The 25368-nt window shown below is 72.6% G+C and carries 25 protein-coding genes; 13 read left to right on the forward strand and 12 right to left on the reverse strand.

Annotation, left to right across the window (positions count from 1 at the left end; genetic code table 11):
- Position 1 precedes the first annotated feature (1 nt).
- Complete coding sequence (locus tag AB0H64_RS00950; protein ID WP_357618436.1) at positions 2-775, forward strand: ATP-binding cassette domain-containing protein; 774 nt, start codon at positions 2-4, stop codon at positions 773-775.
- Positions 776-794: 19 nt separating this feature from the next.
- Here the strand turns inward: AB0H64_RS00950 and AB0H64_RS00955 are convergent, their stop codons facing one another.
- Positions 795-1268, reverse strand: coding sequence for a hypothetical protein (locus tag AB0H64_RS00955; protein ID WP_357618439.1), 474 nt, complete (start codon positions 1266-1268; stop codon positions 795-797).
- Positions 1269-1451: 183 nt separating this feature from the next.
- Between AB0H64_RS00955 and AB0H64_RS00960 the strand changes: the two genes are divergently transcribed.
- From AB0H64_RS00960 to AB0H64_RS00970, 3 genes are all read left to right on the forward strand, one after another.
- Positions 1452-2081: an MFS transporter gene (locus AB0H64_RS00960; RefSeq protein ID WP_357618442.1), complete on the forward strand. Its 630-nt coding sequence runs from the start codon at positions 1452-1454 to the stop codon at positions 2079-2081.
- 60 nt (positions 2082-2141) lie between these two features.
- A complete protein-coding gene (locus AB0H64_RS00965) occupies positions 2142-2870 on the forward strand; it encodes a YcnI family protein (RefSeq protein ID WP_357618444.1) in 729 nt (242 codons plus the stop codon).
- Positions 2871-2969: 99 nt separating this feature from the next.
- Positions 2970-3170, forward strand: a complete 201-nt coding sequence (locus tag AB0H64_RS00970; protein ID WP_357618447.1) for an EF-hand domain-containing protein — start codon at positions 2970-2972, stop codon at positions 3168-3170.
- 60 nt (positions 3171-3230) lie between these two features.
- On the opposite strand, the gene AB0H64_RS00975 is transcribed toward AB0H64_RS00970, so the two are convergent.
- From AB0H64_RS00975 to AB0H64_RS00990, 4 genes are all read right to left on the reverse strand, one after another.
- On the reverse strand, positions 3231-3431 hold the full coding sequence (locus AB0H64_RS00975) for a CsbD family protein (RefSeq protein ID WP_357618450.1): 201 nt from the start codon (positions 3429-3431) through the stop codon (positions 3231-3233).
- 283 nt (positions 3432-3714) lie between these two features.
- Entirely contained in the window at positions 3715-4743 is a 1029-nt protein-coding gene (locus AB0H64_RS00980; protein WP_357618453.1) for an ABC transporter permease, read from the reverse strand.
- Positions 4730-5728 (reverse strand): ABC transporter ATP-binding protein, encoded by a 999-nt coding sequence (locus AB0H64_RS00985; protein ID WP_357618456.1) that lies wholly within the window; start codon positions 5726-5728, stop codon positions 4730-4732. Before AB0H64_RS00985 ends, AB0H64_RS00980 begins: the two co-directional genes overlap by 14 nt.
- A complete protein-coding gene (locus tag AB0H64_RS00990) occupies positions 5725-6933 on the reverse strand; it encodes a DUF2092 domain-containing protein (protein ID WP_357618459.1) in 1209 nt (402 codons plus the stop codon). The genes AB0H64_RS00985 and AB0H64_RS00990 overlap by 4 nt, the downstream gene beginning before the upstream one ends.
- Before the next feature lie 152 nt (positions 6934-7085).
- Here AB0H64_RS00990 and AB0H64_RS00995 point away from each other — a divergent pair, with 152 nt between their 5' ends.
- Complete coding sequence (locus AB0H64_RS00995) at positions 7086-7760, forward strand: response regulator transcription factor (RefSeq protein ID WP_357618462.1); 675 nt, start codon at positions 7086-7088, stop codon at positions 7758-7760.
- Positions 7753-9099, forward strand: coding sequence for an ATP-binding protein (locus AB0H64_RS01000; protein ID WP_357618464.1), 1347 nt, complete (start codon positions 7753-7755; stop codon positions 9097-9099). Before AB0H64_RS00995 ends, AB0H64_RS01000 begins: the two co-directional genes overlap by 8 nt.
- Positions 9100-9157: 58 nt before the next feature.
- On the opposite strand, the gene folP is transcribed toward AB0H64_RS01000, so the two are convergent.
- Positions 9158-9988 carry a dihydropteroate synthase gene (folP, locus tag AB0H64_RS01005; RefSeq protein ID WP_357618467.1) on the reverse strand — a complete coding sequence of 277 codons (831 nt, stop codon included), beginning with the start codon at positions 9986-9988 and terminating at the stop codon, positions 9158-9160.
- Positions 9989-10608: 620 nt separating this feature from the next.
- A complete protein-coding gene (locus AB0H64_RS01010; protein WP_357618470.1) occupies positions 10609-11478 on the reverse strand; it encodes a LysR family transcriptional regulator in 870 nt (289 codons plus the stop codon).
- A gap of 816 nt (positions 11479-12294) precedes the next feature.
- Between AB0H64_RS01010 and AB0H64_RS01015 the strand changes: the two genes are divergently transcribed.
- A complete protein-coding gene (locus tag AB0H64_RS01015; protein ID WP_357618473.1) occupies positions 12295-13302 on the forward strand; it encodes a neutral zinc metallopeptidase in 1008 nt (335 codons plus the stop codon).
- Positions 13303-13432: 130 nt separating this feature from the next.
- Entirely contained in the window at positions 13433-15400 is a 1968-nt protein-coding gene (locus AB0H64_RS01020) for an LCP family protein (protein ID WP_357618476.1), read from the forward strand.
- 454 nt (positions 15401-15854) lie between these two features.
- Here AB0H64_RS01020 and AB0H64_RS01025 read toward each other — a convergent pair whose 3' ends face one another.
- Both AB0H64_RS01025 and AB0H64_RS01030 read right to left on the reverse strand, forming a co-directional pair.
- Entirely contained in the window at positions 15855-17321 is a 1467-nt protein-coding gene (locus AB0H64_RS01025; RefSeq protein WP_357618479.1) for an MFS transporter, read from the reverse strand.
- Between the two features lie 457 nt (positions 17322-17778).
- A complete protein-coding gene (locus tag AB0H64_RS01030) occupies positions 17779-19809 on the reverse strand; it encodes a spermidine synthase (protein ID WP_357618482.1) in 2031 nt (676 codons plus the stop codon).
- 167 nt (positions 19810-19976) lie between these two features.
- On the opposite strand from AB0H64_RS01030, the gene AB0H64_RS01035 reads away from it, so the two are divergent.
- Entirely contained in the window at positions 19977-21329 is a 1353-nt protein-coding gene (locus tag AB0H64_RS01035) for a S8 family serine peptidase (RefSeq protein WP_357618485.1), read from the forward strand.
- Between the two features lie 48 nt (positions 21330-21377).
- On the opposite strand, the gene AB0H64_RS01040 is transcribed toward AB0H64_RS01035, so the two are convergent.
- Positions 21378-22115 carry an ABC transporter permease gene (locus tag AB0H64_RS01040; RefSeq protein WP_357618486.1) on the reverse strand — a complete coding sequence of 246 codons (738 nt, stop codon included), beginning with the start codon at positions 22113-22115 and terminating at the stop codon, positions 21378-21380.
- Positions 22112-22858, reverse strand: coding sequence for an ATP-binding cassette domain-containing protein (locus AB0H64_RS01045; protein WP_357618489.1), 747 nt, complete (start codon positions 22856-22858; stop codon positions 22112-22114). Before AB0H64_RS01045 ends, AB0H64_RS01040 begins: the two co-directional genes overlap by 4 nt.
- 61 nt (positions 22859-22919) lie before the next feature.
- On the opposite strand from AB0H64_RS01045, the gene AB0H64_RS01050 reads away from it, so the two are divergent.
- The gene (locus tag AB0H64_RS01050) at positions 22920-23630 is read left to right on the forward strand and encodes a TetR family transcriptional regulator (RefSeq protein ID WP_357618492.1); all 711 of its coding nucleotides are present in this window, start codon (positions 22920-22922) and stop codon (positions 23628-23630) included.
- Here the strand turns inward: AB0H64_RS01050 and AB0H64_RS01055 are convergent.
- The gene (locus tag AB0H64_RS01055) at positions 23553-23870 is read right to left on the reverse strand and encodes a DUF4190 domain-containing protein (protein ID WP_357618495.1); all 318 of its coding nucleotides are present in this window, start codon (positions 23868-23870) and stop codon (positions 23553-23555) included. The genes AB0H64_RS01050 and AB0H64_RS01055 overlap by 78 nt on opposite strands.
- 115 nt (positions 23871-23985) lie before the next feature.
- On the opposite strand from AB0H64_RS01055, the gene AB0H64_RS01060 reads away from it, so the two are divergent.
- From AB0H64_RS01060 to AB0H64_RS01070, 3 genes are all read left to right on the forward strand, one after another.
- Positions 23986-24459 (forward strand): nitroreductase family deazaflavin-dependent oxidoreductase, encoded by a 474-nt coding sequence (locus AB0H64_RS01060; protein WP_357618498.1) that lies wholly within the window; start codon positions 23986-23988, stop codon positions 24457-24459.
- A gap of 66 nt (positions 24460-24525) precedes the next feature.
- Entirely contained in the window at positions 24526-25047 is a 522-nt protein-coding gene (locus tag AB0H64_RS01065) for an ion transporter (protein ID WP_357618501.1), read from the forward strand.
- Positions 25032-25337 carry an ion transporter gene (locus tag AB0H64_RS01070; RefSeq protein WP_357619687.1) on the forward strand — a complete coding sequence of 102 codons (306 nt, stop codon included), beginning with the start codon at positions 25032-25034 and terminating at the stop codon, positions 25335-25337. The genes AB0H64_RS01065 and AB0H64_RS01070 overlap by 16 nt, the downstream gene beginning before the upstream one ends.
- Positions 25338-25368: the final 31 nt, after the last annotated feature.

Genomic DNA, 25368 nt, shown 5'->3' on the forward strand with positions numbered 1-25368 from the left:
CATGCCCATCATCGAGGCGGACCGCGTCGGCCGTACCTTCAAGGTGCGGCGCGCCGTCGTGCACGCCGTGAGCGACCTGTCGTTCCGGATCGAGCCGGGCGAGTTCGTCGGCTGCCTCGGCCCGAACGGCGCCGGCAAGTCCACCACGATCAAGATGCTGTGCGGCATCCTCACCCCCAGCTCCGGCAGCGTGCGCGTCGCCGGGCTGGACCCGTCGCGCAGGCGGACGGCGCTGGCGCGGCGGATCGGCGTCGTGTTCGGGCAGCGGACCACCTTGTGGTGGGACCTGCCGCTGCGGGACAGCTTCGAGCTGATCCGGCTCCTTTACAAAGTAGATCGCAAGGTGTTCGCCGCGCGGCTGGACGAGCTGACCGAGACCCTCGGCCTGGGCGGGTTCATGGGCACGCCCGTGCGGCAGCTCAGCCTGGGCCAGCGGATGCGCGGCGACCTGGCCGCCGCGCTGCTGCACGACCCCGAGGTGCTGGTGCTCGACGAGCCCACCATCGGGCTGGACGTGGTCAGCAAGGCCGGCATCCGGTCGTTCCTGCTGCGGGTCAACGCCGAGCGGGGCACCACCGTGCTGCTGACCACGCACGACCTCGGCGACGTCGAGCGGCTCTGCCGCCGGGTCATGCTCATCGACCACGGGCGGCTGGCCTTCGACGGCACGGTCGGGGACCTCATGGCCACCGCCCCCGGGCAGGCGACGATCGAGGAGGTCGTCACCCGCCTCTACACCCGCGCGGACACCGTGCCGCCGGTCGGGTCCGGGTGAGCTCCCGCCCGGGCGGCCGTCAGAAGTAGCCCCCCTGCCGGCTCTCCTCGTACTCTTCGTCGTCGAGGTCGTCGTCGTGGCGACGCGCCCAGCGCGACGGCATCAGCACCGGGATGAACAGCGCCACGCCCAGCAGCGCGAACATCCCCGTGGTCAGCAGGGTCCTGGCCCCCTGCCCGGCCTCGCGGACGATCTGGTTCACCGACGGCTCCGCCGGGATGTAGGAGAGCGCGCGGTTCATGTCGAGCGCGTACACGACCGTCCAGGCGAGCAGCGCCATCGACGGCAGGAAGGTCGCCAGCGGCGAGACCCGTCCCGCCACCACCAGCCCCATCAGCAGGCCCAGTGCGGCCATCGCGCCGAGCGCGATCCAGAGCTTCTGGCCGGCCGGCGGCTGCGCGGTGCTCAGCGCCTGCTGGACCGCCCATCCCCCGCCTCCGACCAGGGCCGCCGTCACCACGAGCCCGAGGAGCAATCCAGCAAAGTGCCGCAACGTTCTCACCTCTATGTCAACGTGATCGGCACGACCCTAGCGACATTCTCCGCAAATGAGCGCACATTGCACAGCTTGGACGGCGCGGAATCGTACGGCCCCGGCTGGAGCGGCACCGGCTCGGGTGACATGGCGTGACCGTTATGGGCGTTGGCTGCGCGACGGCCGGGGGACCGTGAGACGATGGGGCCGCTCATGCGCGCCCACCTTCCCCTCAGGATCGCGCGGACGGCCGTCTTCTCCGCCGTCTGCGTCGTCCTCGCGGCCCTGGCGCACGCCGCGGGCGGCGGATCGGTGCCCGCGCCGGGCACGGCCGCGCTCGGCCTCGGGGCGGTGTCCGCGCTGGCGCTCGCGCTGGGCGGCAGGGAGCGGCACCCGCTGACGGTCAACCTCGCGCTGGCCGTCGCGCAGGCGGGCCTGCACGAGCTGTTCGCCGGAGGCACCACCCACGGCTACACCGGCTACGTGACCGTCCACCTCCCCGGCTCCCCCGCCGGCGGGATGGGGCCGGCCGCCGGCACCCCCGGCAGCGGACACGGCCTGGCCGTCGACGCCGGCATGCTGACCGCCCACCTGACGGCCACCCTCGTCACCGGCTGGTGGCTGGCCCGCGGCGAGACCGCGCTCTGGTCACTGCTGCGCCGCCTCCACGACGGCCTGGGACGCCGTCTCGGGCGCGCGCTCCTCGCCGGGCCGTTCCCGGCGCTGCCGTCCACGCGGCAGGCGCCCCCCGTGGTGCGGGTGCGCGCCGTCCCCCCTGATCCCGCTCTCCGTCACTGCCTGGCCAGGCGCGGTCCTCCACGTACCGCCTGACCTCTGACACCCCTTTTCCTTCCCCCAAGCCCTACGTGGAGATTCACCATGTCCTTCACCATGCCATCCGGGCGTTCGCTCGCGCGCCGCGCCGTCACCGTGCTCGCCGCCGTCACCGCCGTGACCGCCGCCACCGCGCTGCCCGCCCTGGCGCACGTCACCATCAACCCCGCCGCCGCCGAGCAGGGCGGCTTCACCAAGGTCGCGTTCCGGGTGCCGAACGAGCGCGACGACGCCTCGACCGAGCGCGTCGAGGTCACCTTCCCCACCGACCACCCGCTGGCGTTCGTGTCGGTCAAGCCCGTGCCGGGCTGGACGGTCAAGGTCACCGAGAGCAAGCTGCCCGCCCCGGTCAAGACCGAGTACGGCGACCTGACCGAAGCCGTCTCCAAGGTCGTCTGGTCCGGCGGCAAGATCTCCAAGGGCGAGTTCCAGGAGTTCGAGGTGTCCATGGGCAAGCTGCCCGAGGGCGTCGACCAGCTGATGTTCCCGACCAAGCAGACATACTCGGGCGGCGAGGTCGTGAACTGGTCCGACGCCCCCAAGACGGACGGCACGGAGGCGGAGCACCCGGCGCCGGTGCTGAAGCTCACCCCGGCCGCCGCCGAGACCGGCCCGGCGGCGAGCCCGGCCGCCGCCCCCGCCTCGGCGCCCTCCGTGGCGGCCCGGCCGGTGGCGGCGTCGTCCGCCTCCGACGGCACGGCCCGGCTGCTGGGCGGGGCGGGGCTCCTGGTGGGCGTGGTCGGGATCGTGGTCGCGGCCCTGGCCCTGCGCCGCCGCCCCTCCTGACGGGCAGGGCAGCCCGCGAGCCGGCCCGGCGGGGTCGCTAGGTTGTCGGGAAGGACGTGCCCCCTACTGAACGGGCCCCCGACGGAAAGGTGATGAGACGTGACGGATGAGCGGCTGACGCGGCTGAAGAGGGAGTTCGCGGCGCTCGACGGCGACGGCGACGGTTACATCACCGAGACGGAGTTCCGGGCCCACTTCCCGGCGCTGCCGGCCGAGGCGATGCCCGCGCTGCGCGACACCGGCGACGCGGACGGCGACGGACGGTTCTCGCTGGAGGAGTTCATCCGGCTGATGCCGTGACCGGCCACCGCGGCGCGGGCCCCACCCGGGGTCCGCGCCGCGGGGCGTGCGCGGTCACCGTCACGTGTCCTTGGTGAAGGCGTCCTTGACCTTCTTCCCGGCGTCCTTCACCTTCTCGCCGGCCTGCTTGAGCGCGCCCTCGGTCTGGTCGGCGCGGCCCTCGGCCTGGAGCTGCTCGTCGTCGGTGACGTCGCCGAGGTTCTCCTTGGCCCGGCCCTTCAGTTCCTCCGCCTTGTTGGAGATCTTGTCGTCGGTCCCCATGTCGGTGCCTCCCTTGGGTCTGGTCCGCTCTCGCGGGTCCCCTATCCGGGGGACGGCCCCGGAAACACCTCCCGGCCCCTGTGAAGTGCCCCACATCGGGGTGCGATGACCCATACACGGATGGTTATCGGGCATCCACACCTTGCACCCGGTACGCGCGCAAGCTGCGGAAAGACCGGGTCAGGGGGCCGGAGAGCCACGCGGGGGCAGGCTCTCCGGCCCCCGCCACTCTCCCCGCCACTCCTCCCCGGCCGCGCCCCCGGCCACCGGCCCGGCGGCGGGCTCAGGACGTGACGTCCTTGCCGGTGAAGCGCGCCCACGCCACGGAGCCGAACAGCACGATGTACGCGCCGAACGCGACCAGCCCGTCCCGCATCGCCCCCAGGTCGATCGGGTCGCGCAGCGCCCCGTCGAAGCGCGGCCACCAGGTCGGCAGGAGGTACTGGCTGACCGCCTCCAGCTGCGGCACCGCGCGCAGCACCTGCGACACGATGACGATGACCACGGTGCCCGCGATGGCCCCGATGGACACCTCGGTGAACGTCGACAGCGCCAGCGCCACGGCCGCCAGCGCGGCCATGCCCGCCCCGACGTACCCGACGCTGACCAGGATGCGCAGCAGCCCGTCGGCCACGGACACGGTGGTGCCCGACAGCAGCGTCACCGGCCCCACCGGGAACAACGCCAGCCCCGTCAGCAGGGCCGACACCGCCACGACCGCGGCGACCGCGAAGGAGAACACGACCGCGTTCAGGTACTTGACCGCCAGCAGCCGGGTGCGCCCCGCCGGGGCGGCCAGCAGGTAGCGCAGGGTGCCCGCGCCCGCCTCGCCGGCGATCGCGTCGCCCGCCACCACGCTCACGGCGACCGGCATCAGCAGCACGACGAGGAACGACAGCGACGCGAAGGCCAGCATGAGGCTGTTGCCCGCGACCGACTGGATGAGGCCGCCCATCCCGCCGCCCTGGCCGTCGTCGCCCATACCGTCGGCGACCAGGCGCAGCGCGACGCCGAGGATGATCGGGACGCTGGCCAGCACGGCGAGCATCACGAGGTTGCGCGGCCGGCGGAAGGTTAGGCCCAGCTCGGAGCCGAGCAGCCGCCAGAACGCCCCGGCACGGCGCGCGAGCGGCCCGCCGTCGTCCCGGGCACCTCCCCCGGCGGCGTCCGATCCGGTGCTCGCCTCGGCCACGGCCGGCTCCTCGGTCACGGCAGGGGCGAACTCGGGGCTGTCGCGGTCGGCGGTGCGGAGCGTCTCGGAGACCGGGACGAGGCCCGGGGTGCGCCGGGGGCGCGTCTCAGCCGTCGACATCGAATCCCTCTCCCGTCAGTCTGACGAACACGTCCTCCAGGCTCGGCCGTACGACCGCGAACCCCCGGACGGCCACGTCCTCCCCCACGAGGGCGGCGTTGACCCGCTCCGGCGCGTGCCCGCCCAGCTCGGCGCTCACCGCGGAGCCCTCCGCCGTGGCGTCGGCCCGCGCGTCGGCCCGCACGTCGGCCAGGCCCAGCGAGCGCAGGACGCGCTGCGCGCCGGCCGGGTCCGGCGTCCGCACCTGGACCCGGGTGGCCTGGCCGCCGCTGAGCGAGGCCATGGACCCCTGGGCGACGAGCCGGCCGGCCCGCATGACGGCCGCATGGGTGCACATCTGCTCCACCTCGGCCAGCAGGTGCGACGAGACGAACACCGTGGTGCCGCCGGCCGCGATCTCCTTGACCAGCGACCGCACCTCCCGGGTACCCTGCGGGTCGAGCCCGTTCGTCGGCTCGTCCAGGACGAGCAGCTCGCGCGGCCCGAGCAGCGCCGCGGCGATGGCCAGCCGCTGGCGCATGCCGAGCGAGTACATGCGGTAGCGCTTGCCCGCGGCGGCCGTCAGGCCGACCCGGTCGAGCGCCTCGGCGACGCGCCGCCGCGCGGTCGCGGGCGGCGCCGTGGGGTCGGCGGCGTCGAAGCGGCGCAGGTTGGCCTCGCCCGACAGGTACGGGTAGAACGCGGGCCCCTCGACCAGCGCACCGACCCGGGGCAGCGCCTCGCCCAGCGGCAGCCCGAGCAGCTCGTGCTCACCGGAGGTGGGCGCGACGAGGCCGAGCAGCATGCGGATGGTCGTGGTCTTGCCCGAGCCGTTCGGCCCGAGGAACCCGAAGACCGAGCCGCGTGGCACGGTCAGGTCGAGCGCGTCCACCGCGACCTGGCCGCCGCGGAAGCGCTTGGTGAGCTCCCGCGTGACGATCGCGGGGCCGGCGGAGGGCGGGGCCGCCCCGAAGGGCGCCCCCGCTTCGAGCGTGACGGTGGTCACCTGATGCCCGCCGCCTTGGTGATCTCCTCCGGGGTGACCGCGCCGATGAGGACCCGGCCGTCGTCGGTGATCAGGGCGGTGACGAGCTTCGTCGTGATCAGCTTGCCGGAGCCCCACGTGCCGCTCACCGGGGTGGCCGCCTTGAGCAGCCCGTCGGTGATCGCGGCGGCCTGCGCGCCGTCGCCCTTGCCGTCCTGGCCCTTCCGGCCGTTCTGCCCGTTCTGCCCGTTCTGCCCGTTCTGCGGAGGCTGCCCGGACTGCAGGCTCTTGAGGTCGGCCTCGGACATCTTCAGCACCGCGACGCTGGTCCAGCCTTCGCCGACGACCTTCAGCCGGTCGGCGGCGGCCTTCCTCGCCTCCTCGGCCCTCTCCTGACCTGCGGCCGCCGGCTCGTCGCCGATGGTCGCATCCTTCACCTTGGCCCCTGCGGGCGGGGTGAAGGTGAAGTTCTCCTCCGCCGGCTGGCTGAACGTCACCTGGGTGAAGCCGAGCTGGAACGCCGGCTCGGACGAGCCCTTGGCGAACACCTGCACCTGCAGCGGCACGTACGTCTCGCCGTCGAGCGAGAGCCGCACCTCCTTCACCAGCGAGCCCTCGTCCTTGGGGGCGACGACGAGCTGGTAGACGGGACGGCCGGCCACCTTGTCGGTGTTGGCCACGCTGATGGTGCTGTACTCGCCCGCCGTGGCCAGCAGGTGCTCGGCCACCGCCTGCGGGGTCATCGCCGCGGGCGTGGACGTGGCCAGGGGGTGCGCCGCGGGTGTGTCCCTGGCGCCCGCCTTGACCTTGAGGCGGGTCGCCGTGTTGGCGGCGCTGTCCCAGTACCACGTCTGGTCGTCGTTGACGATCAGGTCGGTCTCGTTCATCTGGGTCGGCATGGCCACGCGGAGCCGGTTCCTGGAGCCGTACCAGACCTTGATCTCGTGCGAGCCCGACAGCAGCGTCAACGGCGATTCGCCGCCGCTCTGCGGCAGGGCCGGCAGGCCGAGCGACGCGGTCTGCTGGACGGTGCCGGACATGGCCGGCGGTCCGTCCTTGCCCTGGGACGCGGCCACCGCGTCGGCGAGCAGCTGCTGCGCCGACCGCTCCGGCAGCGCCGGCTCACCGCTGACGGCGGCGATGACGGGACCGGCGCCGAGCGCCCCTCCGATGACGGCAGCCGCCGCGACCGGGACCGCCCACCTCACGAACGTGCCTCTACGCATGTCACTCCTCAACCGTATGCGGATGTTCAGCTCGACGCTCATGTCGATGTCAGCAGCTTGCGTCATGCATCCTTTGAGGAGCCTGAGACGGGCTGAGACGGCTCTCAGCCTTCTCAGCTCCGTCTCAGGGCGGGCACGGGAGGATGGGGCGCATGAGAGTACTGGTCGTCGAGGACGAGCGGCGGATGGCGGCGGCGCTGCAGCGCGGGCTGCAGGCCGAGGGGTTCGCCGTCGACCTCGCCCACGACGGCGAGGACGGGCTGCACCTGGCCCGGCACGGCGACTACGACGTGGTGGTGCTGGACATCATGCTGCCGCGCCTGTCGGGCTACAACGTGTGCAAGCGGCTGCGCGCCGAGGACAACTGGGTGCCCATCCTCATGCTGTCGGCCAAGGACGGCGAGTACGACATGGCCGACGGGCTCGACCTGGGCGCCGACGACTACCTGACCAAGCCGTTCTCGTACGTGGTGCTGGTGGCACGGCTGCGCGCGCTGCTGCGGCGCGACTCCGGGCGGCGCCCGGCCGTGCTGACGGCCGGCGACCTGTCGCTCGACCCGGCGCGGCGCAAGGTCCAGCGCGGCGAGACGCCGGTGGAGCTGACCCCCCGCGAGTTCGCGCTGCTGGAGTACCTGATGCGCCGGCGCGACGAGGTGGTGTCGAAGGCGGAGATCCTGGAGCACGTCTGGGACACCTTCGACACCGACCCCAACGTGGTCGAGGTGTACGTGGGCTACCTGCGGCGCAAGCTCGACGGGCCGTTCGGCCGCAACTCCCTGCAGACCGTGCGCGGCGCGGGTTACCGGCTGGCCGGCGACGGTGGCTGACACTCCGTACGCGTGGTGGCGGCGGCAGGGGCTGCGGTTCCGGTTGACCGTGGTGGCCGTCGCGGTGCTCGCGGCGGCGCTGGCGCTGTCGGCGTCGGTGCTGGTCAGCGTGCTGGACCGGGCGCTGGTCGACACCATCGACGAGACGACGCGGCAGCAGGCGCAGACCGTGCGCGTCCACGCCGACGCCGGCACCCTGACCAACCCGATCACCACCAACGACGGCACGATCGTGCAGGTCGTCGACGCCTCCGGCCGCATCACGCACGCCACGTACGGCACCGACCGGCTGGTGCCGCTGGTCGACGCCCGGCAGCGGGCGCGGCTGCTGCGCGACGGCTCCGCGATCTTCCTGGACGGCCGGCCGTACGCGATCCCGGGGCCGCTGCGGGTGATGGCGGTCAGCGCGGACCACGGGCGTACCGTGCTCGCGGCCAGGCCCGTGGGCGAGATCCAGACGAGCATCGGCACGGCGGGGCGGGTGCTGCTCGTCGGCACGCCACTGCTGGTCGTGGTGCTGGCCCTGGCGAGCTGGATGATCATCGGGCGGACGCTGCGGCCGATCGCCGCGCTGCGCCGGGGCGCGGCCGACATCACGCACACGGCGCGCTCGCGCCGGCTGCCCGTGCCCGAGTCGCGGGACGAGGTCCACTTCCTGGCCGTCACGCTGAACGGCATGCTGGCCCGGCTGGAGGAGGCCGAGCAGCGCCAGCGGGCCCTCGTCTCGGACGCCGCGCACGAGCTGCGCAGCCCACTGGCCAGCATCCGGCTGCAACTGGAGGTGGCGCTCGGCCACCCCGAGGGGCAGGACTGGCCGGAGACGGCCGAGGGCGTACTGGAGGACGCGATGCGGCTGTCGCGGCTGGCCGAGGACCTGCTCGCGCTGGCCCGGCTGGACGAGCGCGGCGGCGTGCCCGCCCGGAGGGAGCCGGTCGACCTCGACGAGGTGGTGCGGCAGATCGTCGACAGGTACGGCGAGGCGCGGCTGACCGTGTGCGACCCGGTGGTGGTGCGGGGCGACGCCCTCGACCTGAGCCGCGTGCTGACGAACCTGGTGGACAACGCCGTCCGGCACACCGCCTCCAAGGTGGAGGTGGCTCTGACGCGTGACGGGGTGCTGACGGTGACCGACGACGGGCCTGGCATCCCGGAGGCGGACCGGGAGCGGGTGTTCAACCGGTTCACCCGCCTCGACTCGGGACGCAGCCGGGACGAGGGCGGGGCCGGGCTGGGGCTGGCGATCGTGCGGGAGACGGTGCGCGCCCACGGCGGCACGGTCCACCTGGAGGACGCCGGGCCGGGGCTGCGAGCCGTGGTACGGCTGCCCCCGGCCGTCTGACCGGTCGTACGGCTGCCCCGGCCGCCGGATCAGTCGTACGGCTGCCCCGGCCGCCGGATCACACGAGCCGGGTGATCTCGGCCAGCGCCGTGCGGGCGGACGCGGCGTCGTGGACCCGGAAGACCCGCGCCCCGAGCAGCGCCGACACCGCCAGGGTGGCGATCGTGCCGGCGTGCCGCTCCTCGACGGGCAGCCCGCCGAGCGTCTCGCCGACGAAGTCCTTGTTGGACACCGCCACCAGCACCGGCCACCCGGTCGCGGTCATCTCCCCCAGCCGGCGGCTGATCTCCAGCGAGTGGTACGTGTTCTTGCCGAAGTCGTGGGCCGGGTCGATGAGGATCGACTCGCGCGGCACACCGGCGGCCACGGCCCGGCGCGCCAGGCCCACCGTGTGGGAGACGACGTCGGCCACCACGTCGGCGTAGGCGACCCGGTGCGGCCGGGTGCGGGGCGCCGCCGGGCCCGCGTGGGCGCACACCAGCCCGATGCCGTGCCGCGCGGCCACCTCGGCCAGGCCCGGGTCGGGGCCGCCCCAGGTGTCGTTCAGCAGGTCCGCGCCGGCGCCGGCGACCACCTCGCCCACCTCGGCACGCCACGTGTCGACGCTGATGATCAGCTCGGGGTGCCGCTCGCGGACGGCCTCGACCAGCCCGGCGACCCGGCGGATCTCCTCGCGGGAGTCCACCTCGTCACCGGGGCCCGCCTTGACGCCGCCGATGTCCACGATGTCAGCGCCGCCCTCGACGGCCCGGTCGACCGCCTCGACGGCCGCGCCGAAGCCGTAGGTGCGGCCCTTGTCGTAGAACGAGTCGGGGGTTCGGTTGACCACGGCCATCACCGCGTACTCCCCCGGCCCGAACGTCCGGTGGCGCAGCCGCAAAGTGCTCATCAGGGGCGAGCGTACCGCGCACCCACCCACCTCCAGCCCACCCTCCCGCCCCGCAGTCCAGGTCGGCACGCCAGGGCGGCCGGTGCACCTCTCCGGAACGCCCTGTCCCGCACGCCGTGTCCCGCAGCCGGTGTCCCGCAGGCGGTGTCCCGCGCGCCGTGCGGGCGACGCTCCGGGACGGCGGCGGCGAAGGCCCGGCCGCCCGCCGCCGTTCGGTGACAGACCTGAGCGCGGTCTCGTCACGGGTGCGTCCTCTGTGCGGCAGTCCCCGGCGGACCGTTCCAGAGCCCACCCCGGTGGACCCGGTGCCGGGTGGGGCGGGCACCCAGGCCTCCCAGGACATACGGGACATGCAGCCCAACCGGGTTGCGCCAAGGCGGCGTCCGCGGGGTGGCCGTAACGGACCGGCGGGTGGTGCGGGGCCGACGGCGGTGCGGGGCCGACCGGTGGTGCGGGGCCGACCGGTGGTGCGGGGCCGACCGGTGGTGCAGGCCGACCGGTGGTGCGGTGCCGGAAGGGCTGGGTGGCACCGGAGGAGGGTTCGGTGCCGACGGCAGGGGCGTAGCCCGTGCGGGAGTGAGGGTGGGGAGTGAGGGGTGAGGCGGTCGAGGGCGGCGCCGTCAGGCGGCGGGGCCCTTCTCGGCGGCGGACAGGAAGTCCTGGGCGATCAGCGGCAGGCGGCGGCGGGCGTGGACGACGGCGATGACGCGGCGGACGGCGGGTTCGAGCGAGCGCACCACGAGCCCGGCGCGGCTGGCCTGCTCGGCCATCCCCCGGTACCACAGCAGCGACGCCTTCCCACTGCGCACGGCATTGAGCCAGCCGTTGCGCTCGTCGGTCTCCAGGACCACCACCGGGTTGACGGAGTACTTGCCGAACATCGCGTCCAGCTCCCTGCGCCGCAGGCTGCCACGGGCGGGTAACGCCAGGCGCATGCCGTCGAGGCGGCCCATCGGCACCGGGTTCGGCAGCTCCATGCCGGGGGGCGAGATCAGCACGATCTCCTGGCGTTCCAGGGGATGGGTGATCAGGTCGGCCGGCACGGGCAGGTCGGTGAGCCCGAGGTCGGCGCGTTGCTCCCGGATGGCGTTGACCACGGCCTCGCGTCCCTCGCAGCGGACGATCTGGATGCGGACGCCGGGATGCTCGGCGGCGTAGGCGGGCAGGAGGCGCCCGGCGAGGCCGGGTTCGAGGGTGGGGGTGGAGGCGATGCGCAGCTCCGTGTCGGCGGAGCCGGCGTGGCTGGCGAGCCCTTCGATCTCGTGGACGGCGTCGAGCGCCTCCCTCGCCAGCTTCACCACCCGGCGGCCCTGGGCGGTGACGACGACACCGCGCCCGGACCGGGCGAAGAGCGTGAGGCCGAGTTCGCGTTCCAGATCCCTTATCGCACGCGAAAGCGCAGGCTGTGCGATATAGAGCGACCTGGCCGCGTCGGTCATGGTGCGGTGCTCCGCAGTCGCGACCACATAGCGGAGCTGCTGGAGGTTCATGCCAAAGAAGCTAGGACACCGCCCGCCGCGTGGTGGGGAACATAGCGGAGATCACCTCGAATGATTTCGGACCGTGACCGAGTGCTGTCACATCCGTGACGGGTGATAAATCAGTATGCTTCTGCCCCAAATTTGGCAAAGCTCCGGCCAGTGACTTCTCAAGTCACGCATTACGGACAAGCGACCAGTCGGGGAGACAGCGTGACAGGCAACGGGCAGCATCCCCCCACGCCCCAGGAGCCCGGCCACCCCCAGCGGCCACCGTCACTGCCCTGGCCGCCGCCCGGCCACCGCCCGTCCGACGAAGACCACGCCCCTTCCCAGGACGGCTCTCCGCACGGATGGCCGTCGGCGCCGTCCCCGAGCGGGTCCCCTTACGGGCCGCCGTCGGCGCCGCCTCAGGGCCGGACGCCGTCCGCGCCGCCTCAGAGCGCGCCGCCGTACGGTCAGTCCGGACACCCTGTCCCCGGACAGCCGCCTTACGGGCATCCGGCCCCAGGGCAGCAGCCTGGGCAGCCGGGACAGCCGTCCTCCCCGTACGGCACGCCGTACGCGCGCCCGCAGGCGCCCCCTCCCCCGCAGGGCCCGCCCCGGCAGGTCCCGCCACCGCCTCCACCTCCAGGCGGCCCGGCGTGGCCGCCCCAGCCAGGCCCCCACCAACCCGGTCCACAGCAGCCAGGCCAGTACCCGCCGGGCCCATATCAGCAGAACCAGTACCAGCAAGCCCCGTACCAGCCGCCCCGGCCCCCGACGCCACCGCCACCTCCGCCCCCGGGCCCGTACGGGTGGCCGCAGCAGCCGCGGAAGAAGCGGGGCATGAGCGCGGCCGGGATCGTGGGCCTGGTGTTCGCGTCGATATCGGCGCTGTTCGTACTGCTCGTCATCGGCACCGTGGCGTTCAGGAGTTCCTCCGGGACCGAGACGACCACGCCTGTCGCCATCCCCACCTACGAGCGGCCCACCTCGCGCGGCACCGCCGACCCGTTCCCCACCACGACCCGGGCCCGGCCCTCGGAGACCCACGACACGCAGCAGACCGAGGAGACGCCGGCCCCCGACGACACGGTCACCCCGCCGGCCCAGGTCAAGCTGGACCGGAGTTTGAAGACGAACACGGTCTACCGCGCCGGCTCGCTCCCGAGGCTGAACTGCCGGGCCGGCAACGCGAACGTGTTCGACCACGCCCAGCTCAAGGCGCTCATCCTGAAGACCGGCGCGTGCATGGACAAGGCGTGGCGGCCGGTCCTGGAGAAGCAGGGCATCGCGTTCAGCCCGCCGGATTACGCCATCGCCGCCAGGCGCGGCCGGGGGGCGTGCGGCGACTACCCGCAGCCGGGCGGCATGGTCCCCTACTACTGCCCGCGCAACAACACCATCTACGCCTCGACCTCGGCGATGGCGCGGGGCAACGGCAGATCCCGCGGGTACGGCCAGCTCCTCGCGTGGAACGGCGGGATCATCAGCATGATGGCCCACGAGTACGGCCACCACGTGCAGAACATCACGGGTCTCATGGACTCCTGGTGGGAGCGCACGCTGGACACGGGCGCCAGGAGCGGCAAGCTGGCGCTCAGCCGGAAGCTGGAGCTGCAGGCGACCTGCTTCGCGGGCATGTGGATGCGCTCGGTCGCGGCCTCGTACCCGGTGAGCAGCTCCGACCGCGGCCGCCTGTTCTGGTTCTACGGCCAGGTGGGCGACTACCCGGGTTACCCGCGTGACCACGGCTCGCCGTCCAACAACAACCGGTGGTTCCGGCAGGGCTGGGAGCGCAGTCAGGCGTATCAGTGCAACACGTGGATGGCCCCTTCCTCGACGACGTCCTGACGTCATCGGGCGTTCATCTCAGCTTGAGCACATGTCTCGGTTGTCCGTATATGGGGACTAGAATCCTGGCAATCTTGTGCCCAACGGGGGGCAAAACCGAGTTTTGCCTGGTAGGCGTGAAGGAGCCGCTGTGAGCAAGCGCGATGGGGTAGACGCCGCGGCGGGGGGCGGGAAACGGCGTCCGCGCCGCCCTCGCGCGGCGACCGGCTCCGGGTCGGGCCCCTCCGCGTCGGAGGGCGCCGAACCCTCCCCGGAGCCCGGGGAGGGCCCCCGGAGCGACGAACCCCGCCCCGCCGCGGAGCCGGTCGCGTCCGGTGAGGGCCGCCGCACAGGGGACACCGGCGAGGGCCTCCGGGCTGGAGACGCCACCGGCGAAGGAGGCCAGGCCGGGGACACCGGCGAGGGCGTCCGGAGCGATGACACCGGGAAGGGCCGCCGGGCCGATGAGACCGGGGAGGGCCGCCGGGCCCATGAGTCCGGCGAAGACCCTCGGGCCGAAGCCGGGGAAGGCCAGCGGGCCCGTGAGTCCGCCGAGGGCGGTCGGGCCGCTGGGACGCGACCGGCGGGCAAGGGCCGCCCGTCCGGAGGGAAGGAAAGCCGGGGACCGGGACGGCCGGGCGGCGGCGCACCCCGCTTCGCCAGGCCGCTGACCGTCGGCTCCGTCCTCGGCTGGACCGCCCTGTCCGTGATCGTGCCCGGCGTCGCGCATCTGCGCGCCGGGCATCGCCGTACCGGGCTGGCGCTGATCGGCGCGTACACGGTCCTGCTGCTCGCCGCCCTCGCCTACGGCCTGACGCGCACCCAGGAGAACGTCACCGATCTCCTCGGGGACGGCGCGCTGATCACGGTGACCGCGATAGCGTCGCTGGGCGCGCTGTGCTGGTTCGCCGTGGTGGTGACCTCGTACGTGACGCTCAGCCCCAACCGGCTCAACCAGCAGGGCCAGATCGTCTCCGGCATCGTGGTCGGCGTGCTCTGCGTGTCGGTGATGGCCCCGTTCGCGCTGACCGCGAACGCCGTGCTGGCGACCAAGGACGCCATCCAGGCCGTCTTCCCCAGCGTCCCCGACGATCCCGACGTGGCGCCCATCAAGGAGGAGGACCCCTGGAACGGCGCGGACCGGGTGAACTTCCTGCTGATCGGCGGCGACGCGGCGGGCAACCGGACGGGCGTGCGCACCGACAGCATGACGGTGGCCAGCGTCGACATCCAGACGGGCAACACCGTGCTGTTCAGCCTGCCGCGCAACCTCCAGCACGTGCGCTTCCCGCCGTCGTCGCCGCTGCACAAGCAGTTCCCGAACGGCTACATGGCCGAGCTGCCGAACGGCGGCCTGCTCAACGAGGTCTGGCAGTACGCCAACGACCACCCGGAGATCATGGGCCGCCACAACATGGGCCCCCGGGCGCTGATGGACGCCATCGGCTACACGCTCAACCTCAAGATCAACTACTACGCGCTGATGAACATGTTCGGCTTCGCGGACCTGGTCGACGCCATCGGCGGCCTGAAGATCCGGGTCGAGCAGGACGTGAAGTGGGGCGGCCACTTCGGCACCGCCGGCACGATCAAGGCCGGTTACCGGAAGCTGTCGGGCGAGGAAGCCCTGTGGTACGGCCGCTCCCGGGTGGACAGCGACGACTTCTCCCGCATGAGCCGCCAGCGCTGCGTCATCGGCGCCTTCACCAAGCAGGCCACCCCCGACAAGATCCTGATCAACTTCACCAAGATCGCAGGAGCGGCGAAGCGCCTGGCGCAGACCAACATCCCCAAGAAGCTGGTGAAGCCGCTGGCCGCGCTGGCGTTCAAGGTGAAGAGCGCCAAGATCACCAGCATGCAGTTCGTCCCGCCGGACTTCTGGCCGGGCTCCGCGGACTGGGTGAAGATCCGCCGCACCGCGATCAAGGCGGTCGCCGACTCGGTCAAGCCGGCCCGGCGCGCCCAGGCTGCGAATGTCACCGCCTCGCCCGGCGCGCCCTCGGCCGGCGCCCCCACCTCGACGGACCCGGCGACGACGGCCGCGAGGCCGACCCAGACGCCGACCCGCAACGGCTCCCAGAAGACGGCCAAGACGCTCGAGGAGCTCTGCGGCCTGTGACGCCTGCCGGTCTCCCCGCGCCCGCCGCGGGGAGACCGGCAGGGCCCGGTCCGTGAGTCGGGCCGAAGACCGCCCCCCTCTCTGGCCGGGGAGAGACCACTCGGGCCTCTGAGTCGCAAAAGCATCAGCTACCTCGTCCAGGTCCGCGAGAGGGTGAGCGACCTCGTCGACCGGCCTACGGTGAGAGCATTGGCGTGCTTCGCGGGATGAGGTGGCGCTGGTGCAGCCCACGTCCAAGGTCCCGCCCCGGCGGCCGGCCCGCATCCGAGGGAGGGCTGCCATGGCCATCTTTCAGAGCGGCGCGGGATCGACAAGCAGCAAGCCAAGATCGGCCACGTTGACCACGATCCGGGAGCCGAACCGGCAAGGGTGCGTGGACCCGCCAGCGCTGGAGTGACTGTCTCTGATCCTCGACCTCAGGCAGAGTGCCGAAGACCGGTTCCGAGACAACCACTCACCGCGCAACGCCGTCGCTGACCTCGTCGCGGGCCGCGGGTGCCGCGCCCCTCCGCCGGCCGGCGGCGGGCCTGGCGCCGCGCAGACCGAAGGCGGAGACCGCCGCCCCCAGCAGCACCATGACCACCGGGACGACGAGCGCGGTGCGGTAGGCATGCAGCACCGCGCCCGGGGAGCCATCGGCACCGGCCACGGCGATCCCGTACACCGCGGTCGCCGCCGAGATCCCGACCGCCGAGCCGAACTGGGTGAATGTGTACAGCAGGCCACCGGCCAGACCCTGCTCCTCCTCCGCCACGCTGTCGGTTGCCGCGATCGTGAGCGGACCGTAGGCGAGGGCGAAGGCGGTGCCCGAGATGATCAGGGTCGGGAACATCGCCGCGTACGACCAGTCCATCTCCACCAGCAGGAAGAGCCCGTAGGCCACGATCGCCAGCAGGAAGCCGCCGAAGATCACCCGGGCGTGGCCGTACCGGTTCACCAGGCGGGGAGTGAGGAGGGGAGCCAGCACGGCGTCGCACCCCATCGCGATCAGCGCGATCGCCGTCTGCAGCGAGGACCAGCCGCGCAGCTCCTGCAGGTAGAGCGTGACGATGAACTGGAAGCCGAAGAACGCGCCCAGAAAGAGCAGCGCGGCGACATTGGCCCGGACCATCGCGGCCTTGCGGAAGATTGCCAGCCGGACGAGCGGCGCTTTGGCGCGCCTTTCGATCACGATGAACGCCGCCACCAGTGCCAGCCCGGCGGCGAGCGCGCCGAGGGTCAGCCCGAGCCCTTCGCCGCGGTGCTCCAGCCGGACGATGCCATAGGCGAGCAGCAGCATCGCGGCGGCGGCGCTGGCCGCGCCGGCCAGGTCGTAGCCGCGATGCGCGGGCTCAGGGCGGGCCTCGGCGGGCAGCAGCCTGAGCGCCGCCAGCAGGAGGACGCCGGCCAGGAACACCGGGGCGAAGAACACCCAGCGCCAGCCGAGTCCTGTCAGCAGGCCACCGAAGACGAGGCCCAGCGAGAAGCCGCCGGCGCCGACGCCGGCGAAGACCAGCAGGGCCTTGTCGCGCTGCGGCCCCTCCGGGTACGAGGTGGTGATGATCGACAGAGCGGCGGGGGTCATGAAGGCCGCCGCCACGCCGGTGACGAACCGGGCCACGACCAGCATCCAGCCGTCGATCGCGAAGCCGCCCAGCATGGAGAAGACCAGGAAGACGCCCAGCCAGGTGAGGAACATCCGCCGCCTGCCCAGCAGATCGGCGGCGCGGCCGCCGAGCAGGGTGAAACCGGCGTAGCCGAGCACATAGCCACTCATCACCCACGCCGCGGTGCCGGTGGTCAGGCCGAGGTCGGCGCGGATGGTGGGAACGGCAACAGCCAGCATGGCGACGTCGCTGCCCTCGAGGAAGATCGTTCCGCACAGGACGAGCAGCAGGGCCCACGCTCGCCCGCTCATGCGGGCCGCAGGACTGGGGGACACGGATGCGCTGCTCACCCGTTGAGCCGCTTGGTCACATCCGGTTCATCCGCAACGGACGCTGTCCGTCGCGCAAGCTGTACGAGCCCAGCCACGTCGCCCGTGCCCGCACGTCGAACCATCCATCCCGGAGCCTCCACGATCGCCATGGCCGCGACCGTACCAAGCAGCCGGCGACGTAGGCCACGCCTTTTATCCGTACCCGGCGTCTGGGAGCCGAACGTGCTTGCGCCCGGGCTCCCCACGACTTGCGACCTGCTCCCACTCCAACCAGTCGGCCGCAACACTCAAGTACTGTCCGAACTGACCGGCAAACGCTGCTGCTGCTCAGCGGCGAAATCACCAGACGGCCTGCACGCTGCGGGCGTGCAGACCGCTTCGAGCATTCGTGGAGACGACTTCGGAAGGCGACACGGACGCACCGGCCGGCCCCGTTCGAACCGGCCGGGACCGTACCCCGTCAGGCCGAGACCGCCCCCCGGCGGGGCAGCAGTGCGAACGCTCCCAGGTAGAGGACGGCGGCCACGATGAGCAGCCCCTTGTAGCCGATCACCAGCGCGAGGTACTCCAGGCAGCCGCCCACCATCGCGCCCAGCAGGTTGGCCCCGAACGACGTCGTCGCGTCGGCCGTGTCCGCGAACCGCTTGGCGAACACCACGTTGGCCGCGAAGATCGGCAGGAACGCCACCGTGACCGCCGCGACGGCCCGCAGCGGCAGCGGCAGGGACAGCAGCCACGCGTTGGGCACCAGCCACGCCAGTAAGAGCCCGGCGAGCAGCACGCCGTACATGACGGGCAGCGGCGGGGTGCGGAAGCGGCGCGTCACCTCGACGGCGGCGAGCACCGCCACGAGCACCCCGGCGAAGACGATGGCGTTGACCACCCACGTGGTCCCGAACAGCAGCGCGAACCCGGTCACGCTCTTCGTCTCCAGCAGCATGAACGCCACGCCCAGCAGGAACAGGTCGGCGTACGGGCGCATCCGCCGGTACGGGCCGGCCACGACGCGGACGGCGAGCAGGCTGGCGGCGAGGACCAGGCCGAGGGTGATGAGGTAGATGGGCGGGATCGTCCGGTCCTTGAGGTAGAGGAACGGGCGGTCGTCGCCGGCGGGCGGCGGGGTGCCGGCCTGGGCCCCGGCCCACGGAGCGGCGCACCGCTGCGCGGCCGGGGTGACGCCGGCGGTGATGACGGCCTGCTGCCCGGCGGTGCTGACGACGTCCACGCACGGGTCGTGGCCGAAGGCCGCCTTCACGGTGGAGGCCAGCCGGTCGACCAGCCAGCTCTCGCGGTAGTAGTTGTACATGGAGAAGGCGCCGCCCGGTTTGAGATGGGCGCGGGCCGCCCGCATGGCCTCCTCGGTGAACAGGTAGCTCTCCAGGCGCAGCGAGCTGGCCCCCGACACGAGCGTGAGCGAGTCGGGCAGCGCGAACAGGATCAGGTCGTACTTGGCGGAGCTGCGCTCCAGGAAGGCGCGGCCGTCGGTGACGTGCGTGGTGACGCGCGGGTCGTCGTAGGGGTGGTCGGGGTGCTTGGAGCCGCCCAGCTCGCGCAGCTTGGGGTCGATCTCGACGGCGTCGACCCGGGACACGCCCTTGGACAGGGCGATGGCGACGTCGGTGCCGCTGCCGGCGCCGACGATGAGCACGTCGCGGGGCGGCGTGGCGGCACGCTCGTACGGCAGGCCGTACTGGCGCTCCCACTGGAGCCGGGCGGCGGCGGGCACGGCCTGCTGGTGCGGGATGCCGTTGACGGCGATGTCGGTTACCGGCACGCCGAGCTGCTCGAACTGCCGGAAGGTGACCTTGTAGTACGGCGACCACAGGGCGCCGGCGGTCAGCGTCTCGGCCAGCAGGAGGCCGACGACGGCGAGGGACGGCACGGCGACGAACGTGAGGTAGGACAGGAGGGGGCGCGGCGTGAGCAGCAGCCCGTAGGCGACGGCGGCCACGGCCCCCCAGAAGACGGGCGGCGCGCTGAGGAAGGACAGCGCGGTGAAGGCGGCGATGCCGGTCAGGCTGCCGATCAGGTCGTAGCGGTAGGCCTCCAGGCGCGGCAGCTCGGGGAAGCAGCGGCCGACCAGCTCGGCCGGTCCCATGAGGACGAGCGCCGCCGCGCAGAAGATCACCGGCAGGATGAGCCAGGCGGGCGGCCCGGTGGTGGCCAGGCTCGTCCAGTACAGGACGCCCTCGGTCTCGCGGTCCACGGTGACGGGGAACGCCAGGACCACGACGACCAGGCCGAACAGCACCACGGGCGAGTAGTACGGCTGCCCCTTGGACCTGCCCACGCGCAGGAAGCCGAGCCCGATGCCGAGGAACGAGCCGAGCAGCACGAAGTTCGTGAAGTAGCTCAGGTGGACGATGTTGGACCCGGTCCAGCGGATCAGGGCCAGCTCCAGGAAGAGCATGAACGCGCTGGCGAGGACGAGCCTCGGCCGCACCGCCAGCCAGTGGTCGCCGGTCGGTGCGTGGGGGGCCTGGGGGGTCATGCCGCCTCACCGTAGTGAACGGATCGGCCGCGGGGAAGCCCGTCGCGGCCGGTTCGCCCTCTTGATGATGTTTGTGCAGGTCAGCCCAGGGCGAACCGCTGGACGCGGTCCCCCGGATGCAGGAACGTGGGGGCGTCCGACCGTTCCGATCCCCCGGTGGTGACCCCATGCGCGTCCTCATCCAGCTCCGCCCCTCCCCCGACGTGGTCGAGGCCGTCGTCGACCCCGGCCGGAGCGCCACCGTGGCCGACGTCGCCGACGGGCTGCCCGGCGTCGTCCTCGACCCCGCGTACCCGCCGGTGCCGCTGGCGCGCCCGGTGCCGCCGCCCGGCGGCGACCCGCTGTCGCTCAACCAGCCGCTCGGCTTCTCGCTCGCCGCCGAGGACGCCTCGGTGCTGGTGCGCGGTGTCATCGCCGACGACGAGCTGACCACCCGCGTGGCGATGCTGACCTCGCTGCGCCCCGACGTCACCGGCGTGTTCGCCGACCCGGTCATCCACACCACGCTGACCTGCGGCGGCGACCCGCCCGTCGGCACCTGGCACGATGTCGAGCGGCTGCTCGGCGCCGACGCGCTGCGCGCCGAGGGGCTGGACGGGTCCGGCGTGGCGCTGGCCGTGCTCGACACCGGGATCAATCTCGCCCACACCACGAGGCAGCTCGGCAGGGACGTCATCCTTGACGCGGCGCGCAGCTGGGTGCCCCCGGGCGTCGGCGGGCGGCCGGGCCAGTTCGAGGTGAACCATGGCACGATGTGCGCGTTCGACACGCTCATCGGCGCGCCCCGGGCCACGCTCGTGGACGTGCCGGTGCTGCTGTCCAGGCGGCCCGGCGGGTCGGCGCTCGACGGGCTGCTGTCGGACGCGGTGGCCGCGTTCGCGCACCTGCGCGGGGTGCTGGAGGCGCAGCCCGCCGAGACGCGGGCCCTGGTGGTCACCAACTCCTGGGGGTCGTTCTCCCCCGAGTGGGACTTCCCGGTCGGCCATCCGGGCAACTACTCCGACAACCCGGCCCACCCGTTCAACATCATGGTGACCGCGCTCGACCTGGCGGGGGCCGACGTGCTGTTCGCGGCGGGCAACTGCGGGCGCCAGTGCCGCGACGGCCGGTGCGCCTACCCCGACCGGCCGATCGTCGGCGCCAACTCGCACGACAAGGCGCTGTCGATCGGCGGCGTGGACATCACCGGCGAGCGGGTCGGCTACTCCTCGCAGGGGCCGGGACGGCTGACCGCCCGCAAGCCGGACGTGTGCGCCTACACGCACTTCTCCGGCTCGCGGGCGTTCGGCGACACCGAGCCCGACTCGGGCACCTCGGCGGCCACGCCGGTCGCCGCCGGGCTCGTCGCCGCGCTGCGCACCCGCTGGCCGTCCACGCGGCTGACGCCGTCGCAGCTGCGGGCGCTGCTGCGGCGCACCGCCGACGACCGCAGCGCGGTGGGCTTCGACTTCGACTACGGGTACGGCACCATCGACCCGGAGGGCATCATCGCTGCGCTGCGGCGCAGGTCCGCCGCCTGAGCAGCGCCGCGGCGCAGGTCCGAGGCTGATCCACGGACTCCCGCGTGTTCAGGCGTTCTCGCGGCCGAACACGCGGGTGCCGACGGTGACGCCGACCACGGCCAGCGCCGCCGTCACCGCCACGCCCAGCCCCACCGTGCCCGTGGCGTAGCGGCCGGCGAACAGGTCGCGCAGCGCCTCCAGCACGTACCGGAACGGACTGAGGCGGGACAGTACGTCCAGCCAGACCGGCGCCATCGACATCGGCAGGAACGACCCCGACAGCAGCACCAGCGGCACCACGATCGTGCTCATCACCGGGGCGAACAGGTTCTCGTCGATGGTGAGCGCCACCGCGTACGACAGCGAGGCGAGGCTCGCGCCCAGCACGACCACCAGCGCGAGCCCCGCCAGCAGGCCCGCCGCCGGAGCGCGCAGCCCGAACGCGTAGCCCACGGCGACGAGCAGCACGGTCTGCACGATGAGCGTGACGACGTTGTTGAGCACCCGGCCCAGCAGCAGCGCCAGGCGGCTGGCCGGAGTGACGCGCAGCCGCTCCAGCACCCCGAAGCGCCGCTCGAAGACGACGCCGAACCCGGCCATGCCGGTGCTCATGAGCCCGAGTTGGATGATCAGGCCGGGCACGAGCGTCTCCCAGGTGCCGATCGTGGCGAAGAGCGGCCCGAACAGGACGAGGAACAGCAGCGGCTGGATCGCGCCGATGACGACGCCGATCTTCTGCTGGAGGGTGACGGCGAAGTTGTGGCGGAACAGCAGCCACGTGTCCCGGGCCGCGGACCCGATCACGCCGGCAGCTCCTCGCGCAGCGACCGGCCGGTGATGTCGAGGAACACGTCGTCGAGCGTGCGGCCGCCGGCCTTCAGCTCGGCGGGGCTGCCCTCGGCGACGATCCGGCCGCCGTCGATGATCAGCAGGCGGTCGCAGAGCGCGTCGGCCTCGTCGAGGTAGTGCGTGGTGAGGAACACCGTCATGCCGTGGTCGGCACGCAGCGCGCGGATGTGGTCCCACAGATGGGCCCGGCTCTGCGGGTCGAGGCCCGTGGTGGGCTCGTCGAGGAAGAGCAGCGGCGGCCGGTGCAGCAGGCCGAAGGCCAGGTCGAAGCGGCGGCGCTGGCCGCCCGACAGAGCGCCTCCGGGCAGATGCTCCATGCCGGTGAGCTCCAGCCGGTCCAGCACCCCGGCGACGCGCTCGCGCGCCTCCTCGCGGCTCAGGCCGTACAGCATGGCCTGGAGCCGCAGCTCGCCGTCCTGCGGCGCCGCGAGGTTGACGCCGCCGCCCTGCGAGACGTAGCCGATGCGCCGCCGCACGCCAGCCGGGTCGGCGAGCAGGTCGTGGCCCGCCACGGTGGCGGTGCCCGAGGTGGGCGGCAGGAGCGTGGTCAGCATGCGCATGGTCGTGGTCTTGCCGGCGCCGTTGGGGCCGAGGAAGCCGACGATCTCGCCGGCCTCCACGGTGAGGTCCACGCCTCTGACGGCCTCGGCGCCGCCCTTGAAGGTCTTGCTCAGACCTTTTGTCTTGATCAATTTCATCGCCTCCAAGTTTAGAGTAGACGCAATTTTGGAGCGACTGCAAATTGGGTAGCATGAGCGCATGGAGGAAGGACTGCGCGAGCGCAAGAAGCGGGAGACCCGCCGGCGCATCGCGGACGTGGCGATGTGGCTGTTCATGTCCCGCGGGTTCGACAACGTCACGGTGGCCGAGGTGGCGCGCGCGGCGGACGTGTCGGTCAACACGGTCTTCAACTACTTCGGCACGAAGGAGGACCTGTTCCTCGACCGGCGGGACGACCTGCGGGACCTCCGCACGCGGGTGGTGCGGGAGCGGGCGCCCGGCGAGAGCGTGGTGGCGGCCTTCCGGCGCGACTTCTTCCAGGCCCTGGACGAGGGCGACTGGCGCTACGGCTTCAACGAGGGGGCCGAGGTGTGGGGGCGGCTGGTCAGCGAGAGCGCGTCACTGGCGGCCCGGGCGCGCGAGCTGGAGTCCGAGATCGAGGAGGGCCTGGCCGCGGCCATCGCCGAGGAGACCGGCGCGGACGACGACGACCTGACGCCCAAGCTGGTGGCGCAGCACATCCTCGGGCTGACCCGCCTGCTGGGGCGGCACTACACCCTCCGCAGCACGGCGGGCGAGCCGCGCGAGGAGATCCTCACCGACCTGCGTGAGCGGGCGCGGGCGGGGTTCGACCTGCTGGAGTCGGGGATCGGCGACTACGGCCGGCGCTCGCTAGGAGCCGACGCCGTTGAACACCGCGAGGCCGCCGGCGACGAGGAAGATGACCACGTAGAAGGCGATCACCGCTAGCCACAGGCAGGTGCTGACGATGCCGCAGATGCGGCCGGCCTGCACCATGCCGCGGTTCTCGTAGTAGTAGCCGCTGCCGTCGATCTCGCGCAGCGCCTTGTTGCCCATCACCCAGGCGAACGGGCCGAGCAGGCCGCACACGACCAGGCTGAGGATGCCGAGCACGAGGATCGTCGTGCCGTTGGGGTGGGTCTGGGGCGGCGGTCCGTAGGGGGACGGGCCGTAGTTCGGGTAGGACATCTGCGCTCGCCCCTCGTCGGTCGCCTGACAGCGGTTGTTTATACCACGAAGGCCACCTGACGGGCGGACGCTCCGCGGAGAGTGCATTTGACCTAGCGCTTGCTACACTCACGGCATGATGCAGGTCCTCAAGCCCTTCGCCCAGTGGATGGCCTCGACCGACTGGTTCCTGAAGGTCGGCCCCCGGTTCGTCCCCAAGCTGGACCGCGCCCTCTACCGGCTGACCCGGGGCAAGGTGATCAGCAGCGACCGCGTGGTCCCGTCGCTGGTGCTCACCACCACCGGCGCCAAGACGGGGCAGCTCCGCCAATCACCGCTCGCCTGCCGTCCCGAGCCGGACGGCGGCTTCCTCGTCGTGGGCAGCAACTTCGGCCGCGAGAACCATCCGGCCTGGACCGGCAACCTCATGAAGCAGCCGGAGGCCGCGGTCACGTACAAGGGGCGGGAGATCCCCGTCACGGCCAGGCTGCTGACCGGCGAGGAGCGCGAGGCGGCCTGGCGGGGGCTGGTCGAGCAGTGGCCCCTCTACGACCGGTACGTGGAGAAGTCGGGCAGGGAGCTGAGGGTCTTCCGGCTCACGCCCCGATGATCGTCCACACCTGATCTTCTACGCCATCATGGTGGGGCACCCGAGACCGTCAAGGAGCCTCCACCCGTGCGTGAACGTGTCCGCGCCGTCGTCACGAGCCGCCGTTTCCAGCAGCTCATCGTCGTCGTCATCCTGATCAACGCCGCCACCCTCGGCCTGGAGACCGTGCCCGCGGTCGCCGCGCGGCACGGCGCCACGCTCACCGCCATCGACCACGCCGCCCTCTACGTCTTCGTCGCCGAGCTGATCGCCAAGGTCTACGCGGAGCGGTCGCGCTTCCTGCGCGACCCCTGGAACGTCTTCGACGCGCTGATCGTCGCGATCGCGCTGGTGCCCGCGACCGGCGGCCTGTCGGTGCTGCGATCGCTGCGCATCCTGCGCGCCCTGCGCCTGCTGTCGGTGGTGCCCAGCCTGCGCCGCGTCGTGTCGGCCCTGCTGCGCGCCATGCCGGGGATGAGCTCCATCGTGGTGCTGCTGGGCCTGGTGCTGTACGTGGCGGGCGTCATGGCACCAAGCTGTACGGCCAGGCCTCCCCGGAGCGCTTCGGCAGCCTGCCCTCCTCACTGTTCACGCTGTTCCAGACCATGACGGGCGACGACTGGGGGAACATCGCGCGGGACGTGATGACCCTTCACCCGACGGCCTGGATCTTCTTCACCGCCTTCATCCTGATCTCCACGTTCATCGTGCTCAACCTGTTCATGGCGGTGGTGGTGAGCGCGATGGACGAGGAGTCGGCGGCCGAGCGCGCCGAGCTGCAGGGGCTCGGCGACGAGTCGGCGGCCTCCACCCGCGTCATCCTGGACGAGCTGGCCGCGCTGCGCCGCGAGGTCGCCGCCCTGCGCCGCGACGGCGCCCTCGACGGCCCCGGCCGCTGATCCCCTTCCGGAGACACGGCCGGAGACACGG

Source organism: Nonomuraea sp. NPDC050733 (genome assembly GCF_040654215.1).
Lineage (GTDB): Bacteria > Actinomycetota > Actinomycetes > Streptosporangiales > Streptosporangiaceae > Nonomuraea.

What these genes read in the sequence shown, in the direction of transcription:
- AB0H64_RS00950 (WP_357618436.1), top strand. Translation starts at nt 2, where the DNA reads ATGCCCATCATCGAGGCGGACCGCGTCGGCCGTACCTTCAAGGTGCGG.
- AB0H64_RS00960 (WP_357618442.1), top strand. Translation starts at nt 1,452, where the DNA reads ATGGGGCCGCTCATGCGCGCCCACCTTCCCCTCAGGATCGCGCGGACG.
- AB0H64_RS00965 (WP_357618444.1), top strand. Translation starts at nt 2,142, where the DNA reads ATGCCATCCGGGCGTTCGCTCGCGCGCCGCGCCGTCACCGTGCTCGCC.
- AB0H64_RS00975 (WP_357618450.1), bottom strand. Translation starts at nt 3,431, where the DNA reads ATGGGGACCGACGACAAGATCTCCAACAAGGCGGAGGAACTGAAGGGC.
- AB0H64_RS00980 (WP_357618453.1), bottom strand. Translation starts at nt 4,743, where the DNA reads ATGTCGACGGCTGAGACGCGCCCCCGGCGCACCCCGGGCCTCGTCCCG.
- AB0H64_RS00990 (WP_357618459.1), bottom strand. Translation starts at nt 6,933, where the DNA reads ATGCGTAGAGGCACGTTCGTGAGGTGGGCGGTCCCGGTCGCGGCGGCT.
- AB0H64_RS00995 (WP_357618462.1), top strand. Translation starts at nt 7,086, where the DNA reads ATGAGAGTACTGGTCGTCGAGGACGAGCGGCGGATGGCGGCGGCGCTG.
- folP (WP_357618467.1), bottom strand. Translation starts at nt 9,988, where the DNA reads ATGAGCACTTTGCGGCTGCGCCACCGGACGTTCGGGCCGGGGGAGTAC.
- AB0H64_RS01010 (WP_357618470.1), bottom strand. Translation starts at nt 11,478, where the DNA reads ATGAACCTCCAGCAGCTCCGCTATGTGGTCGCGACTGCGGAGCACCGC.
- AB0H64_RS01015 (WP_357618473.1), top strand. Translation starts at nt 12,295, where the DNA reads ATGAGCGCGGCCGGGATCGTGGGCCTGGTGTTCGCGTCGATATCGGCG.
- AB0H64_RS01030 (WP_357618482.1), bottom strand. Translation starts at nt 19,809, where the DNA reads ATGACCCCCCAGGCCCCCCACGCACCGACCGGCGACCACTGGCTGGCG.
- AB0H64_RS01035 (WP_357618485.1), top strand. Translation starts at nt 19,977, where the DNA reads ATGCGCGTCCTCATCCAGCTCCGCCCCTCCCCCGACGTGGTCGAGGCC.
- AB0H64_RS01045 (WP_357618489.1), bottom strand. Translation starts at nt 22,858, where the DNA reads ATGAAATTGATCAAGACAAAAGGTCTGAGCAAGACCTTCAAGGGCGGC.
- AB0H64_RS01050 (WP_357618492.1), top strand. Translation starts at nt 22,920, where the DNA reads ATGGAGGAAGGACTGCGCGAGCGCAAGAAGCGGGAGACCCGCCGGCGC.
- AB0H64_RS01055 (WP_357618495.1), bottom strand. Translation starts at nt 23,870, where the DNA reads ATGTCCTACCCGAACTACGGCCCGTCCCCCTACGGACCGCCGCCCCAG.
- AB0H64_RS01060 (WP_357618498.1), top strand. Translation starts at nt 23,986, where the DNA reads ATGATGCAGGTCCTCAAGCCCTTCGCCCAGTGGATGGCCTCGACCGAC.